General features: G+C 58.4%; 17 protein-coding genes and 1 pseudogene. 17 read left to right on the top strand and 1 reads right to left on the bottom strand.

Features of this window, described 5'->3' with window-relative positions:
* Positions 1–83 precede the first annotated feature (83 nt).
* Positions 84–749 carry a 7-cyano-7-deazaguanine/7-aminomethyl-7-deazaguanine transporter gene (locus HMPREF3143_RS03500; protein ID WP_008503072.1) on the top strand — a complete coding sequence of 222 codons (666 nt, stop codon included), beginning with the start codon at positions 84–86 and terminating at the stop codon, positions 747–749.
* Between the two features lie 72 nt (positions 750–821).
* On the top strand, positions 822–1,379 hold the full coding sequence (locus HMPREF3143_RS03495) for a DcrB family lipoprotein (RefSeq protein ID WP_008503073.1): 558 nt from the start codon (positions 822–824) through the stop codon (positions 1,377–1,379).
* 4 nt (positions 1,380–1,383) lie between these two features.
* On the opposite strand, the gene HMPREF3143_RS03490 is transcribed toward HMPREF3143_RS03495, so the two are convergent.
* Positions 1,384–2,601 (bottom strand): MFS transporter, encoded by a 1,218-nt coding sequence (locus tag HMPREF3143_RS03490; protein ID WP_070531785.1) that lies wholly within the window; start codon positions 2,599–2,601, stop codon positions 1,384–1,386.
* Positions 2,602–2,746: 145 nt separating this feature from the next.
* Here HMPREF3143_RS03490 and HMPREF3143_RS03485 point away from each other — a divergent pair, with 145 nt between their 5' ends.
* The 15 genes and pseudogenes from HMPREF3143_RS03485 to HMPREF3143_RS03415 all read left to right on the top strand — a co-directional run bounded on the left by HMPREF3143_RS03485 (position 2,747) and on the right by HMPREF3143_RS03415 (position 15,627).
* Positions 2,747–3,796: an AI-2E family transporter gene (locus tag HMPREF3143_RS03485; RefSeq protein ID WP_008503075.1), complete on the top strand. Its 1,050-nt coding sequence runs from the start codon at positions 2,747–2,749 to the stop codon at positions 3,794–3,796.
* 336 nt (positions 3,797–4,132) lie between these two features.
* Positions 4,133–4,522, top strand: coding sequence for a lipoprotein (locus tag HMPREF3143_RS03480; RefSeq protein WP_008503076.1), 390 nt, complete (start codon positions 4,133–4,135; stop codon positions 4,520–4,522).
* A 69-nt stretch (positions 4,523–4,591) separates the two neighbouring features.
* Positions 4,592–5,656: a class I SAM-dependent methyltransferase gene (locus tag HMPREF3143_RS03475; RefSeq protein ID WP_008503077.1), complete on the top strand. Its 1,065-nt coding sequence runs from the start codon at positions 4,592–4,594 to the stop codon at positions 5,654–5,656.
* 68 nt (positions 5,657–5,724) lie between these two features.
* Positions 5,725–6,447, top strand: a complete 723-nt coding sequence (locus HMPREF3143_RS03470; RefSeq protein WP_070531782.1) for a beta-ketoacyl synthase chain length factor — start codon at positions 5,725–5,727, stop codon at positions 6,445–6,447.
* Positions 6,444–7,259 carry a lysophospholipid acyltransferase family protein gene (locus HMPREF3143_RS03465; RefSeq protein ID WP_008503080.1) on the top strand — a complete coding sequence of 272 codons (816 nt, stop codon included), beginning with the start codon at positions 6,444–6,446 and terminating at the stop codon, positions 7,257–7,259. Before HMPREF3143_RS03470 ends, HMPREF3143_RS03465 begins: the two co-directional genes overlap by 4 nt.
* Positions 7,240–7,497, top strand: coding sequence for a phosphopantetheine-binding protein (locus tag HMPREF3143_RS03460; RefSeq protein ID WP_008503081.1), 258 nt, complete (start codon positions 7,240–7,242; stop codon positions 7,495–7,497). The genes HMPREF3143_RS03465 and HMPREF3143_RS03460 overlap by 20 nt, the downstream gene beginning before the upstream one ends.
* Before the next feature lie 12 nt (positions 7,498–7,509).
* Positions 7,510–7,761, top strand: coding sequence for an acyl carrier protein (locus HMPREF3143_RS03455; RefSeq protein WP_008503082.1), 252 nt, complete (start codon positions 7,510–7,512; stop codon positions 7,759–7,761).
* A gap of 6 nt (positions 7,762–7,767) precedes the next feature.
* Positions 7,768–8,355, top strand: a pseudogene (locus tag HMPREF3143_RS03450) (hypothetical protein).
* Positions 8,348–9,709, top strand: a complete 1,362-nt coding sequence (locus HMPREF3143_RS03445; protein ID WP_070531780.1) for a class I adenylate-forming enzyme family protein — start codon at positions 8,348–8,350, stop codon at positions 9,707–9,709. The pseudogene HMPREF3143_RS03450 and the gene HMPREF3143_RS03445 overlap by 8 nt, the downstream one beginning before the upstream one ends.
* Positions 9,696–10,049, top strand: a complete 354-nt coding sequence (locus HMPREF3143_RS03440) for an ApeI family dehydratase (RefSeq protein WP_070531777.1) — start codon at positions 9,696–9,698, stop codon at positions 10,047–10,049. Before HMPREF3143_RS03445 ends, HMPREF3143_RS03440 begins: the two co-directional genes overlap by 14 nt.
* Entirely contained in the window at positions 10,040–11,731 is a 1,692-nt protein-coding gene (locus HMPREF3143_RS03435; RefSeq protein WP_070531774.1) for a glycosyltransferase family 2 protein, read from the top strand. The genes HMPREF3143_RS03440 and HMPREF3143_RS03435 overlap by 10 nt, the downstream gene beginning before the upstream one ends.
* A 3-nt stretch (positions 11,732–11,734) precedes the next feature.
* The gene (locus HMPREF3143_RS03430; RefSeq protein WP_008503087.1) at positions 11,735–12,157 is read left to right on the top strand and encodes an acyl-CoA thioesterase; all 423 of its coding nucleotides are present in this window, start codon (positions 11,735–11,737) and stop codon (positions 12,155–12,157) included.
* Positions 12,154–12,759, top strand: coding sequence for an outer membrane lipoprotein carrier protein LolA (locus HMPREF3143_RS03425; RefSeq protein ID WP_023615798.1), 606 nt, complete (start codon positions 12,154–12,156; stop codon positions 12,757–12,759). Before HMPREF3143_RS03430 ends, HMPREF3143_RS03425 begins: the two co-directional genes overlap by 4 nt.
* Positions 12,728–15,052, top strand: coding sequence for an MMPL family transporter (locus HMPREF3143_RS03420; protein ID WP_070531770.1), 2,325 nt, complete (start codon positions 12,728–12,730; stop codon positions 15,050–15,052). The genes HMPREF3143_RS03425 and HMPREF3143_RS03420 overlap by 32 nt, the downstream gene beginning before the upstream one ends.
* Positions 15,049–15,627, top strand: coding sequence for a DUF3261 domain-containing protein (locus HMPREF3143_RS03415; RefSeq protein ID WP_045372071.1), 579 nt, complete (start codon positions 15,049–15,051; stop codon positions 15,625–15,627). The genes HMPREF3143_RS03420 and HMPREF3143_RS03415 overlap by 4 nt, the downstream gene beginning before the upstream one ends.
* Position 15,628: the final 1 nt, after the last annotated feature.

Here is a 15,628-nt window from a genome sequence, read left to right as displayed (position 1 = left end):
ACCATTGCAATGTCCCGCCAAAGCAGTATCATGCTGCGGTTTTTATTGGGTTCCCTCACCCCAACGTATAAAAAGGTCACAATATGACGCAGTTTTCTGAATCACAGCGCGTAAAAGCGTTGTTCTGGCTTTCGCTTTTCCATTTGCTGGTGATCACCTCCAGCAACTATCTGGTGCAGCTCCCTATCTCCATCTTTGGTTTTCATACCACCTGGGGCGCGTTCAGCTTTCCGTTTATTTTCCTCGCCACCGATCTGACCGTGCGTATTTTTGGCGCACCGCTGGCTCGCCGCATTATTTTTGCGGTCATGCTCCCGGCGCTGTTCATCTCGTACGGGGTTTCGTCCCTGTTTTATATGGGAAGCTGGCAGGGTTTTGAGGCGTTAACCCACTTCAACCTGTTTGTCGCCCGTATCGCCGCAGCAAGCTTTATGGCCTACGCGCTGGGGCAGATTCTGGACGTGCACGTGTTTAATCGCCTGCGTCAGAATCATCGCTGGTGGATGGCACCCACCGCCTCCACGCTGTTCGGTAACGTGAGCGATACGCTGGCCTTCTTCTTCATCGCCTTCTGGCGTAGCCCGGATGCGTTCATGGCCGAACACTGGATGGAAATCGCGCTGGTGGACTACTGCTTCAAGGTGCTCATCAGCATTGTGTTCTTCCTGCCCATGTACGGCGTGCTGCTGAATATGCTGCTGAAAAGGCTGGCAGATAAATCTGAAATCACGGCATTGCAGGCTGGTTAAGGGTTCGCTTTATCAGTTGTGATAAGATGAGCGAATGAGCCGTTATGGCCGTTTATCGAAAGGAAGAAGTCAATGCGCAATCTGGTTAAATATGTCGGGATTGGCCTGCTGGTTGTGGGTCTTGCAGCCTGTGATAACAGCGACACGAAAACGCCTGCTCAGGGCGCATCCGCAGAAAGCAATGCGACCGGCCAGCCGGTGAATCTGATGGATGGCAAACTCAGCTTCTCTCTGCCAGCCGATATGACTGACCAGAGCGGCAAGCTGGGCACTCAGGCGAATAACATGCACGTTTACTCCGACGCAACCGGGCAGAAAGCGGTCATTGTGATTGTGGGCGACGACACCAGCGAAGATCTGGCCGTCCTGTCCAAACGTCTGGAAGATCAGCAGCGCGGCCGCGACCCGCAGCTGCAGGTCGTGACCAATAAATCCATCGAGCTGAAAGGCCATAAGCTGCAGCAGCTGGACAGCATCATCTCCGCGAAAGGCCAGACCGCGTACTCCTCTGTCGTGCTGGGCAAGGTCGATAACAAACTGCTGACCCTGCAGATCACCCTGCCAGCGGAAGATCAGCAGAAAGCGCAGACGGCTGCTGAAAACATCATTAACACCATCGTAATTCAGTAACGTTTCACGATGATGACGTGGCCTCCGGTGCCTGCACCGGGGGCCATTTTTTTAGCCGCCACGTCAGCAGCAATGCCATCATGACCAGACCCGCCGCGGCGAGATAGATCACCGGTACCCCCGCTTGGGCCATTACCAGCCCTGCCAGCGGCCCGGTAATGCCCAACGACATATCCATAAACACCGTATAGGTCGCCAGCGCCGCCCCCTGGTTCTGCTGCGGCACCGCTTTCACCGCGACCACGCCCAGCGCCGGAAAGACCAGTGAAAAACCGGCTCCCGCGAGAAATACGCCCATTTTCGCCATCCAAGGCGCGCTGGCTACGCCGGTCAACAGCAGCCCGACAATCTCTACCGCAAAGCAGATCGTCGCCACGTTCAGCCCGCCCAGACGGTTGATGCCGTTAGGGAAAAGCAGGCGCGCGCCAACAAACGCACAGCTGAACAGGGTTAACGCAAAGGCCGCGCCGTCCCAGCCTTTGGCGTCATAGAAGAGGGTAATGAAGGTGGCGATGACACCGAAGCCGGTGGTCGCCAGCGCCAGCGCCATCCCGTATGGCCAGACCCGCCCGAGCACCGCCCGGAACGGCAGCGGTTTGCCCTTGCTGGCCTTCACTGTCGGGCGCGGCAGCGCAAACAGTATCGCCACAAGCGCGACCGCCATAATGGTGACGGCCAGGCCATACAGCCCGCCAAACGCATAGCAGGCCACGCCGAGCGGCGCGCCGAGCGCCATCGCGCCGTAGGTGACAATCCCGTTCCAGGAGATCACCCGACCAATGTGTGGCGTCCCGACAACCCCCACGCCCCAGAGCGTCGAGCCGGTTCCCGCCAGGCTTTGCCCGATACCGAGGATGACGCGGCCCAGGCAGAGCAGCACCAGGCTGACCAGCGGCCAGTGGCTGGCTGAGGCAGCCAGCAGGTAGCTCAGGCCACTGAGGAAACAGCCGCACAATCCCACCACCACGATGCTTTTTGGACCGAACGTGTCCGCGTAGCGCCCGGCATGCGGGCGGCTCAGGAGCGTGGCGAAATACTGCAGGCTAATCACCAGCCCCGCCCAGAAGGCACTGAAGCCCATGACGTCATGGACATAGCCCGGCAGAACCGCCAGCGGCAGGCCGATGGTGAGATAGCTGGCAAAGTTAAAAATCACAACGGAAACGATGCGCAGATTGAGGCGCAGTCCGCTCAGTGCCGGTTCAGCGGCAGGTTCGGGCATGGGGTTCTACCTGGATTTTTTACAACAGTGTTTCACTATTACCACGCCCCAATAAGAAAATCAGCAGCGACTTTCAGATTAACGGTGCCAGACGAAGCGAGGCCCGGGCACTACACTTACCGGGTCATCACATTAAGGAACGCGCATGATCGCTAACCCGTCCGACAAAGCAGGACTCCACATCTTATTAAAGCTCGCCTGTCTGGTGGTTATCCTTGCGGGTATCCATGCGGCCGCCGACATCATAGTTCAGCTCCTGCTGGCGCTCTTTTTTGCCATTGTGCTTAATCCTCTGGTCACCTGGTTTCTGCGCCGGGGCGTTAGCCGCCCGGTAGCCATCACTATCGTCGTCATCGTGATGCTGATTGCCCTGACGGCGCTCTTCGGCGTGCTGGCGGCCTCGCTGAGTGAATTCTCCACCATGCTGCCGCAGTACAACAAAGAGCTGACGCGGAAGATCGTCGCACTCCAGGAGATGGTGCCTTTCCTTAATCTGCATATCTCACCCGAACGGATGCTGCGCAGGATGGACTCCGAGAAGGTCATGACCTACGCCACCACCTTGATGACGGGGCTTTCCGGCGCGATGGCCAGCATTCTGCTGCTGGTCATGACGGTGGTGTTTATGCTGTTTGAAGTCCGCCACGTCCCGTATAAGCTGCGCTTTGCACTGAATAACCCACAAATTCACATTGCTGGCTTACACCGGGCGCTGAAGGGCGTCTCTAAATATCTTGCGCTGAAAACGCTGCTGAGCGTCTGGACCGGGATCATCGTCTGGCTGGGGCTGATGCTGATGAACGTGCAGTTCGCGCTAATGTGGGGCGTGCTGGCGTTTCTGCTGAACTACGTGCCCAACATTGGCGCGGTGCTTTCCGCCGTGCCGCCAATGATTCAGGCGTTTCTGTTTAACGGTTTCTACGAATGTATGCTGGTCGGCGCGTTATTCCTCGTGGTGCACATGGTGCTGGGCAATATTCTCGAACCACGCATGATGGGGCACCGGCTCGGCATGTCGACGCTGGTCGTGTTTTTATCCTTACTGGTTTGGGGATGGCTGCTGGGCCCGGTCGGTATGCTGCTCTCGGTCCCCCTGACCAGCGTGTGTAAGATCTGGATGGAGACCACCAAAGGCGGCAGCAAGCTGGCCATTTTGCTCGGGCCGGGAAGGCCGAAAAGCCGGTTGCCCGGGTAGCTGACCTACCTTTATAGGTAGGTTTAAACCGCCAATAATCCGCCTTAAATTACCGCGTTCATAACCTGTCGCGGTATTTTTATTTGCGTTAAGGAAATATTAATTCTGTTTTTGTTTACGTCGGTCGCATTACGTTGAAACGCATATCATGATTTAACGCAAATTAAAAAAAATGAAATTGTTAATTATTTTCCATGTTATTATGCCCGCCTTCGCGTCAACGTAATGCAAACCTTAATATTGATTAAAAAAACATCTGGCACATAAGAAACGCCGGATGAATATTATTTGTAAAAACCACTACCTTTAATTGTTATTATTGATATGGAGTTGTTGATGAAAAAGATCGTTAAATGGTGTGCTGCCGCCGTATTCGTTGGCGCACTGGCAGGCTGTGCGCGTACTGCCCCAATCGCTCAGGTTCACTCTACTGTGAGCGCGGGTCATACCGCCGACCAGGTAAAAACAGCGATTTTGAAAGCAGGACAAAAACGTGACTGGATCATGACGGAAGCCGGTCCGGGCGTTATCAAAGGTCGTCTGCAGGCGCGCGACCACTCGGTCGACGTTCGTATTCCTTATTCCGCAACAAGCTATTCCATTAACTACGAAAGCAGTATGAACCTGAAAGCGGCTGACGGTAAAATTCACAAAAATTATAACCGTTGGGTGAATAACCTCGACCACGATATTCAGCTGAACCTCTCCGCGGGCGCCGCACTGTAATATTTTTCTAAAGTCGGGCCGCATATGGCCCGATAACCCTTATTTCTTGCCCTGAAAGGTTACGCAGCAATGTACGAAAAGGATACGCTCAGCGCACTGGATGCCATTACCGAAGCGCAACGCATCGCTTTTGCTCCGATGTTATTTCAGACCGCGCTTTGTCTGCGTAACTCAGGCATTCTCGCCTGGCTCGATAAACAAGGTAAAGAGGGTGCCAGCCTCGAGGAAATAACCGAACACAGCACGCTCGGCAGCTATGGCGTCAGCGTACTGCTGGATATGGGATTAAGCGGGCGGATCGTTACCCAACAGCATGGACGTTATTTTCTGGCGAAAGTGGGCCACTTTTTACTGCACGATGAAATGACCCGCGTAAATATGGATTTCACTCAGGACGTTTGTTACAAAGGGCTATTTCACCTGGCGGACGCCCTGAAGGAAGAAAAACCTGCGGGCTTAGCGGTGTTTGGCAACTGGCCAACCATCTATCCGGCATTATCCCAATTACCGGCACAGGCGAAAGAGAGCTGGTTCGCCTTTGATCATTACTATTCCGACGCCGCGTTTGATGCCGCTTTGCCATATATATTCGCAAGCTCGCCGACAAAATTGTACGATGTGGGCGGAAATACGGGTAAATGGGCGTTACGCTGCTGCCGCTATGACGAAAATGTTGCCGTGACGATCCTCGACCTGCCGCAGCAGATAGCGCTGGCGCAGGAAAACATCGCAAAAGCAGGTTTTTCTCATCGTATTGGATTCCATGCTGTCGATATGCTTAGCCCAGCAGCCTTGCCGGGTGAGGCCGACGTCTGGTGGATGAGCCAGTTTCTGGATTGTTTCTCTCCGGATCAGATTGTCGCCATGCTGACGCGCGTCGCACAGGTCATGAAGCCAGGCGCACGTTTGTGCATCATGGAGCTTTTCTGGGATGCCCAGAAGTTTGAAGCGGCCTCTTTCAGCCTGAATGCCACCTCGCTCTATTTCACCTGTATGGCGAATGGCAATAGCCGGTTTTACAGCGTAGAGGCGTTTTATCGTTACCTGGAGAGCGCAGGTTTCAGCGTTGAACAGCGTCTGGATAACCTTGGGGTCGGTCATACCCTGCTGATATGCACCAAACGTGAACAATAGAGCAGCTTAGCTGCCCGGGTGGCCAGGTCTGCCCTTTGAATACGGTTTTTTTTCGCGGACGCGCGTAGATGAAATTTTCACTGAACATTATCGACTGGCAGGCGAGAGCCCCAGGACTCAGCGATGCCACAGAGTGGCAGGCGTGGTCACGCCTGCAGCTGCCCGTCGATCCAGCGGCCCCGCTTCCCCGGCTGACCGCTTTACCCATGATGACCGCGCGCCGCCTCAATTCAGGCAGTAAGCTGGCGGTGGACATTGGTCTCGCTATGCTGCAACACCACGCCATTGATGCCGTCGTCTATTCCAGCCGCCACGGCGAGCTAGAGCGCAACTACCGTATTCTGCATGCTCTGGCGACGGGGCAATCCGTATCGCCTACCGACTTCGCCATGTCCGTGCACAATTCGGCGGTGGGCAATCTCACGATTACCGCACGCCAGGCTATCGTCTCGTCATCCATTTCTGCCGGGCTGGACACCTTCCAGCAGGCATTATGTGAAGTCCTGAGCCTGCTGCAGGCGGGCTACTCCCGCGTCTTGCTGGTCGATTTTGACGGCGCACTGCCGGAATTTTACCACCCGGCGTTACCGCACCAGATGCCCACCTGGCCCTACGCGCTGGCGCTGGTGATTGAATCCGGCAAGGAATTGCAGTGTGAAACCCGCAGGGGCAGCACGGGGGATGAACCCGCCCTTCCGCAAAGCCTGGTGTTCCTGCAACGCTATCTCAGCGAGGCACGCCAGTTTGTGGTACCCGGCGAACGTTTGCTGTGGCAATGGACGCGCGCATGAACCGCCTGACTGCCCGAATTAACTGGTTATGGCGTCTGGTGATGACCGGATTCTGCTTCGTGCTGTTTGGCGTGGGCGGGCTGCTGCTGTCACTGGTATGGTTCAACCTGCTGCTGATCGTCCAGCGCGACCGCACCAACCGCCGTCGCCTTGCGCGGCGCAGCATTGCGGCCAGCTTCCGCTTCTTCCTGACCGTTGCCCGTGGCCTCGGGGTACTGGACTATCGCATTCACAATCTTGACGCCCTGCGCAACGATCGGGGTTGTCTGGTGGTGGCTAACCACCCCACGTTAATTGACTACGTGATTCTGGCATCGGTGATGCCGGAAACCGACTGTCTGGTTAAAAGCGCGCTGCTGCGCAATCCGTTTGTCAGCGGCGTCATCCGCGCGGCGGATTACCTGATTAACAGCGAAGCCGAGCCTCTGCTGGCTGCAAGCCAGCAGCGTCTGGCTCAGGGCGACACGCTGTTAATCTTCCCGGAAGGCACACGTACCCGGTCTGGTGAAGCTATTTCCCTCCAGCGCGGCGCAGCAAATATCGCCGTGCGCTGTAACAGCGATCTGCGGGTGGTGCTGATCCACTGTAGCGAACATCTGCTGGATAAAAAAAGTCGCTGGTATGATGTGCCGCCAGAAAAACCTGTCTTCACCGTGGATGTCCGCGACCGCGTGAACATCGACGAATTTTACGATGCAAATGAACAAGAACCGGCGCTGGCGGCAAGGCAGTTAAACCGGCATCTACAGCATCGATTAACATCAGGCCTTCAATCTTTGTCAGGAATTAATGATGCAAGCGCTTTATCTTGAAATTAAGAATCTCATTATCACCACGCTGAATCTGGACGAGCTTACCGCAGAGGATATTGATACCGATGCCGCGCTGTTTGGCGATGGGCTGGGTCTCGACTCTATCGACGCGCTGGAACTGGGTCTGGCCGTGAAAAACCAGTATGGCGTGGTGCTTTCTGCTGAAAGCGAAGAGATGCGCCAGCACTTCTTTTCCGTCGCCACGCTGGCGTCCTTTATCAACGCTCAACGCGCCTGAGATGTGATCACGATGACCGAACAAGAAACCATTTATCAGGAAGTCTGTGGCCTTCTGACCCGACTGTTTGAAATCGACCCGCAGGATATTACCCCTGAAGCCCGTCTTTACGAAGACCTGGAGCTGGACAGCATTGATGCGGTGGACATGATTGTTCATCTGCAGAAGAAAACGGGCAAGAAAATCAAGCCGGAAACCTTCAAATCGGTTCGTACCGTTCAGGATGTGGTAGACGCCGTCGAACAGCTTCTGCGCGAAGAGTAAGACGTCGTGCGCGGCGGACGGACATTCCCGATCATCCCACTTCTGACGGGGTTGATGCTGCTGGCGTGGCCCTTCCTGATTGGATTTGGGCTGGCGCATAACAGCCTGCAGTGGCTATTACCCGTGATGGCTCTGGTGTTACTGCTGCGGCTGCGTCAGGCGCAGCGGAACACAAGCCCGATGCGGTATGTGGTGCAGTGCGTGGCGCTGGCGGGGATCGCCCTCTGCACGGCAAGCTACCTGCTGAAAGCCCACCAGTGGCTGCTGCTCTACCCGGTGGTCGTCAACCTTGTCATGCTGGCCGTGTTTGGCGGCTCGCTGTGGACAGCGATGCCGCTTGTCGAACGACTGGCGCGCTTGCGCGAGCCAAACTTGCCCCCGGAGGGCGTGCGCTATACCCGTTAGGTGACCCTCGTCTGGTGCGGTTTTTTCGTCGGCAACGGCACGATGGCGCTGTTTACCGTCCTCCACGGCGACATGCATCTGTGGACGCTATGGAACGGTATGGTGGCTTACATCCTGATGGGGATGCTGATGGCAGCAGAGTGGCTGGTGCGCCAGCGGGTGATAAAAAAAGAGATGCACAATGACTAACCCCCTTCCGCTGGGCCAGTGGTTAAATGCGCCGCGCCCTGACGACACGCCTGTTGCCTGGCTTGACGATCGTACCTGGACGCTGGGCCAGTTGCGCCACGATGTAACCTTACTGGTCGAGACCCTGCGTCAGCAGGAAGGCGAGCGCTGGGCGCTGTGCTTTGAAAACAGCTACCTGTTTATTGTTGCGCTGCTGGCCTCGCTGCACGCCGGTAAAACACCGGTCATTCCCGGCCATAGCCGCGTCTCGCAGCTTGAAGAACAGCAATCTTTGTTTAGCGGCGTTCTGAGCGATCGAACGCTTGGTTTTCATGGGAAACAGATTGTGGTGGCCTCCAGCCACCAGACAGCCAGCCACTGGGTGCCTCTGTCAGCCATTGACGAAAACCGCTTCGTTGAACTGTTCACCTCAGGCTCCACGGGCACGCCGCGCCGGGTGGTTAAGCACATCGTCAGTCTGGATCGCGAAGCCCGCCTGCTGGCTAACCGCTTTGGTGAGCGTCTGGCCGGATGCAGCATTGTGGCCTCGGTCGTACCGCAACACCTGTATGGCCTGACATTCCGTATCGTCTTGCCGATGGCGCTGGGCCTGCCGCTGCATGCCGCGATGCTCTATTACGCAGAACAACTGGCCGCTCTGCCTCCTGACAGGCAATACCTGTTCATCAGCAGCCCGGCGTTCCTGAAGCGCCTGGATACCGAGCTTGCCGCGCCGCCCGTCAGGATGCTGATTTCAGCAGGTGGAATGCTGCCCTGGCGTGACGTCTCGACCACCTCCGGCTGGCTTAACCTTTGGCCGGATGAAATTTATGGCAGTACCGAAACCGGGATCCTCGCCTGGCGCCATCGTCAGGAGGATAACGTGCCCTGGCTACCGTTCCCCGGCGTGATCTTCCATCAGGAAGATGACGCCTGTCGCGTTACGTCGCCACTGATCCATGAGCCAGAAGGGCTCCAGCTCGACGATATCCTGCACTTCGACAGCGAGGGGCTTTTCAGCATCGCCGGTCGCCGCGGGCGAGTGGTCAAAATTGAAGAAAACCGCATCTCGCTTAACGAGATCGAACGCCGCCTGCTGGAGCTCGACGGTATTTGCGAAGCGGCCGCCCTGCCGGTCACGCGCGGGGGTCGTCAGGGGATTGGCGCCCTGCTGGTTCTGGATGAAACGGCCCGTCAGCGCGGGTATGTGCAGGATAAAAAAGCGCAGGAGTTCGCCTGGCGTCGCGCCCTGCTGCCGTGGCTTGAACCTGTCGCGGTGCCGCGCTACTGGCGCATCGTTGATGAAATGCCGGTAAACAGTATGAACAAGCGTGTCTATGCGCAGTTAGAGGAGTTATTTCATGAAAATTCATGAAATTGAGCGCCACCAGACACAGCCGGAGAAGCTGGAGATCGTTTTGCATCTCGACGCAACGCTGTTCTGGTTTCAGGGCCATTTCGCCGTACAACCGCTGCGGCCCGGCGTTGCGCAGCTTGACTGGGTGATGCACTACGCCACGACGTTACTGGCACCGGGCTATCGCTTTCACAGCATTCAAAACGTGAAGTTTCAGGCACCACTGCTGCCGGAAACCACGGTGACGCTGATGCTTGAGTGGCATGCCGAACGTCAGATGCTGACCTTCAGCTATCAACGCCATGCCGGGGCTGAGCGCCACACCGCCAGCAGCGGGAAAATTCGTCTATGTCAGTAATCTTTCGTCCCTGCGTGCTGATCCCGTGCTACAACCACGGCGCGATGATTGCCAGCGTATTGTCACGTCTCGCGCCGTTCGGCCTGCCGTGCCTGGTGGTGGATGACGGCAGCGACGCAGTCACCCGTCAGGAGCTTGAGCGCCTGGCGGCGGCGGAGCCACAGATGACGCTGGTTCGTCTGGCGCAAAACGCCGGAAAAGGTGCCGCGGTCATCAGAGGGCTGGAGGAGTGCGCGCGGACGGGCTACACCCACGCCGTGCAGGTGGATGCGGACGGTCAACACGCCATCGAAGATATCCCCAAACTGCTGGCGCTGGCGGAGCGCCACCCGGACGCGCTGATTTCCGGCCAGCCCATTTACGATGACTCTATTCCGCGCTCACGACTTTACGGGCGCTGGATCACCCACGTCTGGGTGTGGATTGAAACCTTATCGCTGCAGCTTAAAGACAGCATGTGCGGCTTTCGGGTCTATCCGGTTTCACCCACGCTGCGGCTGGCAGCGCGCGAACCGCTCGGCAAGCGGATGGACTTTGACACCGAAGTGATGGTTCGTCTCTACTGGCAGGGCAACACCAGCGTCTTTCTGCCCACGCGCGTGACCTATCCGCAGGACGGTTTGTCCCACTTCGACGCGCTAAAAGATAACGTGCGGATCTCCCTGATGCATACCCGGCTCTTCTTCGGCATGCTGCCCCGCATGCCCGGCCTGCTTTTCCGTCGACGCCGCCAGCACTGGGCGCAGCAGGACGAGGTCAAGGGTCTGTGGGGGATGCGCCTGATGCTGCGCGTCTGGGAACTGCTGGGTCGGCGGGCCTTTACCGTGCTGTTGTGGCCGGTTATCGGCGTGTACTGGCTTATCGCGCGTCCGGCGCGGCAGGCCTCGCGGCAGTGGATGGCGAGAGTGAAGCAAGAACTGGGTCAGCGGAGCATGCCTGTTCCCTCACGGCTTAACAGCTTTTTCCATTTCATGCGCTTCGGCAACGCGATGCTGGATAAAGTCGCCAGCTGGCGCGGCGAACTGAAGCTTCATCGCGATATTGTCTTTGCCCCCGGCGCGAGCGAAGCGTTGAACATCGCGGCTCCACAGGGCAAACTGCTGCTGGCCTCGCACCTTGGCGACGTAGAGGCCTGCCGGGCCCTGGCTCAGCTGGAAGGCAGTAAAATCATCAACGCCCTGGTTTTCAGCGAGAACGCCCAGCGCTTTAAGCAAATCATGAGCGAAATGGCGCCCGAAGCTGGCGTGAATTTGATGTCGGTCACCGACATCGGCCCGGACACCGCCATTGCCATCAAAGAGAAGCTTGAGCGCGGTGAATGGGTCGCGATTGTGGGGGATCGCATCGCGGTGAATCCGCAGCGCGGCGGCGAATGGCGCGTGATCTGGAGCCGATTCATGGGCCAGCCTGCACCGTTCCCACAGGGGCCGTTTATCCTGGCCTCCATCCTGCGCTGCCCGGTGGTGCTGATTTTCGCCCTGCGCCAGCAGGGTAAGCTCGTCCTGCACTGCGAGCCGTTTGCCGACCCGCTGCGCCTGCCGCGCGGTGAACGCCAGCAGGCACTGCAAGATACCGTCGATCGCTATGCGCAGCGGCTGGAACATTACGCCCTCATGTCGCCGCTCGACTGGTTTAATTTTTTCGATTTCTGGCATCTGCCAGAGTCCAGTGAGAAGGAGTAAAGGGTGCTGACCGATCCCCGCTTTACGACTGAAGTCGAAATCACCGTTCCGTTCCACGACGTCGATATGATGGGCGTGGTCTGGCACGGTAACTATTTCCGCTACTTTGAGATCGCCCGCGAGGCGCTGCTCAATCAGTTTGATTATGGCTATCGCCAGATGAAGGCCTCCGGCTACGTCTGGCCCGTCGTCGACACCCGGGTGAAATACCGCGATGCGGTGACCTTTGAGCAGCGTATTCGCGTCCGCGCGCACATTGAAGAGTATGAAAACCGCCTGCGCATTGCCTATCAAATTTTCGATGCGCAGACCGGCAAACGCACGACCACCGGTTACACCATTCAGGTGGCGGTGGAAGAAGCGACCCGCGAAATGTGCTTTGTGAGCCCGGCAATACTGTTTGAACGTATGGGAGTAACACCATGAAATGGTTGCCTTTACTGGCGCTGATCGTCAGCCCGCTGGTCAGCGCCGTGACGCTGGATGAGCTGCAGCAGCGCTTCACCGAGCAGCCCGTGGTGCGCGCGCACTTCGAACAGGTTCGCACGATAAAAGATATGCCGCAGCCGCTGCGCTCGCAGGGCGAGATGCTGATCGCCCGCGACAGCGGCCTGCTGTGGGATCAAAAAGCGCCGTTTCCGATGACGCTCCTGCTGGACGACAAGCGGATGGTTCAGGCGATTAACGGCCAGCCGCCGCAAACCATCACTGCCGACAATAATCCGCAGATGTTCCAGTTCAACCATCTTCTGCGCGCCCTGTTCCAGGCCGACCGCAAGGTGCTGGAAGAGAACTTCCGCATCGATTTTAAAGACCGGGGAGCGGGCCGCTGGTCGCTGGTGCTTACGCCAAAAACGACGCCGCTGGACAAGATTTTCGCCACCCTCGATCTGGGCGGCGCGACCTATCTGGAAACGATTCGCCTCAACGACAAACAGGGCGACCGTACCGATATCGCCCTTTCTCGCCACCAACTGACGCCCGCCAGCCTGACCGATGACGAACGCCAACGCTTTGCCGCACCGTAAATCCCTGCGCCCGGCGCTGCTGTGGGCCACGCTATGCCTGATTCTGCTGGGCGTGTTGCTGTCGCTGCTGTCCGGCGCGCGATTGAACAGCAGCGTGCTGGCCATGCTGCCGAAGCAGACGCTGGGGGCTATCCCGCCGGCGCTCAACGACGGGTTTATGCAGCGTCTCGACCGCCAGCTGGTCTGGCTGGTCAGCCCCGGCAAAGAGCCGGATCCGCGCGTGGCACAGCAGTGGCTGGCGCTGCTGCAAAGCACTGATTCGCTCAGCGAGGTCAAAGGCCCGATGGACGCCGCCGGGCAAAAGGCCTGGGGAGAGTTCTTCTGGCAGCACCGAAATGGTCTGATTGACCCCGCCACCCGCGCCCGCCTGCAAAACGGCGGAGAAGCGCAGGCGCAGTGGATTTTATCTCAGCTCTACTCGGCCTTTTCCGGCGTCAGCGGCAAAGAGCTGCAAAACGATCCCCTGATGCTGATGCGCGGCTCGCAGCTCGCTCTGGCGCAAAACGGCCAGAAGCTGCGGCTGATGGACGGCTGGCTGGTCGCAAAAGATGAGGCGGGAAACTACTGGTATCTGCTCCACGGCGAGCTGGCGGGCTCATCATTTGATATGCAGCAGACCCACAGGCTTGTGACGACGCTTAACGCGCTGCAGGAGACGCTGAAAACCCGCTACCCTCAGGCACAGCTGCTTTCCCGCGGGACCGTGTTCTACAGCGATTACGCCAGCCAGCAGGCCAAACGTGATGTTTCGACGCTGGGTATCGCCACCCTGCTTGGCGTGTTCCTGCTCATCGTGGCGGTGTTCCGCTCTCTGCGCCCGCTGCTGCTGAGCGTGCTCTCCATTGCCATCGGCGCGCTGGCGGGGACGGTGGTGACGCTGCTGCTCTTTGGCGAGCTGCACCTGATGACGCTGGTGATGAGCATGAGCATCATCGGAATTTCGGCAGACTACACGCTTTACTACCTGACCGAACGGATGGTACACGGCGCGGAGCATACTCCCTGGCAAAGCCTGGCCAAAGTTCGCAATGCGCTGCTGCTGGCGCTGCTGACGACCGTCGCCGCCTACCTGATTATGATGCTGGCCCCCTTCCCCGGGATCCGCCAGATGGCGGTGTTCGCTGCCGTGGGACTCAGCGCCTCCTGCCTGACGGTGATTTTCTGGCATCCGTGGTTGTGCCGCGGGTTACCGGTGCGCCCGGTTCCCTTTATGGTCCTGATGCTGCGCTGGCTGGCCGCCTGGCGACGCAGTAAAAAACTGTCAATTGGTCTTCCCGTCGCGCTGGCGCTGCTCTCCGCCGTGGGAATAAGCACGCTGAAGGTGGACGACGACATCGCCCAGCTGCAGGCGCTGCCGAAAGATATTCTGGCGCAGGAGAAGGCCATTACCGCCCTGACCGGACAGAGCGTGGATCAGAAATGGTTTGTGGTTCATGGCGCTTCGCCTCAGCAAACGCTGGAGCGGCTGGAAGCCTTTACCCCGGCGCTGGCAGAGGCGCAGAAAGCGGGAGAAATTACCCGCTGGCGCACCCTGCCGCTGAACTCGCTGGCCCGCCAGAAAAGCGATCTTACGCTGCTGCAAAACGCCGCGCCTGCGGTAACGAACGTGCTGAAAAGCGCAGGGCTCAACGCCGTCTCCCCGAATCTGGACGCCATGCCGGTCAGCGTGGACGCGTGGCTTAAAAGCCCGGCCAGCGAAGGCTGGCGTCTGCTCTGGCTGACCCTGCCCGACGGTCAAAGCGGCGTGCTCGTGCCGGTGGACGGCGCAAAAAACAGCGCGGCCCTCGGCGAGCTGGCCGCGCGCCATGACGGTGTCGTCTGGGTCGATCGCAAAGCCAGTTTTGACACCCTGTTTGCCCTCTACCGCGCGCTGCTGACGGGGCTTCTGTTTGCCGCGCTGGCGGTGATTGCCTGCGGGGCGATGGTGCGCCTCGGCTGGCGTAAGGGGCTGATAAGCCTGGTGCCGTCCGTGCTGTCGCTGAGCTGCGGGCTGGCGGTACTGGCCGCAACGGGCCACCCGGTAAACCTGTTTTCACTGCTGGCGCTGGTGCTGGTGCTCGGCATTGGCATTAACTACACGCTGTTTTTCAGCAACCCGCGCGGCACGCCGCTGACCTCGATGCTGGCGATTACGCTGGCGATGATGACCACGCTGCTGACGCTGGGCATGCTCGTCTTCAGCGCCACGCAGGCTATTAGCAGCTTTGGTATCGTGCTGGTGAGCGGTATTTTTACCGCCTTCCTGCTGGCGCCGCTGGCGATGCCGGATAAGAAAGAGAGAAAACGTAAATGAACGCTTTTTACCGCGCCGTCGCGCTAACCGCGGCGCTGCTGCTGGCAGGCTGCAGCCATTCGACCAATACCCAAGAGACGCGTCCCCAGGCCTGGCTCCAGCCGGGAACCCGCGTTACGCTCCCGCCGCCCGGCATTAGCCCGGCGGTAAGCTCCCAGCAGCTGCTGACCGGCAGCTTTAACGGGCAAACGCAGTCCCTGCTGGTGATGCTCAACGCGGATGCGCATAAAGTGACGCTGGCCGGGCTCTCTTCCGTGGGCATTCGTCTGTTCCTGGCGACGTACGATGAGACCGGTATTCATACCGAGCAGTCGATCGTTGTGCCGCAGTTGCCGCCCGCCAGCCAGGTGCTGGCCGACGTGATGCTCAGCCACTGGCCGATTAGCGCCTGGCAGCCGCAGTTGCCGAAGGGCTGGACGCTGACTGACACGGGCGATCGGCGCGAACTGCGTAACGCCAGCGGCAAGCTGGTGACGGAGATTGTCTACCTGCAGCGTAAAGGCAAGCGCGAGCCGATCAGCATCGAGCAACACGTTTTTAAATACCACATCACCATTCAATATCTGGGTGACTGAG

This window comes from Enterobacter sp. HMSC16D10 (genome assembly GCF_001807145.1).
In the GTDB taxonomy this organism is placed as follows: Bacteria; Pseudomonadota; Gammaproteobacteria; order Enterobacterales; family Enterobacteriaceae; genus Enterobacter; species Enterobacter roggenkampii.
This window is presented reverse-complemented; position numbering and strand designations above follow the sequence as displayed.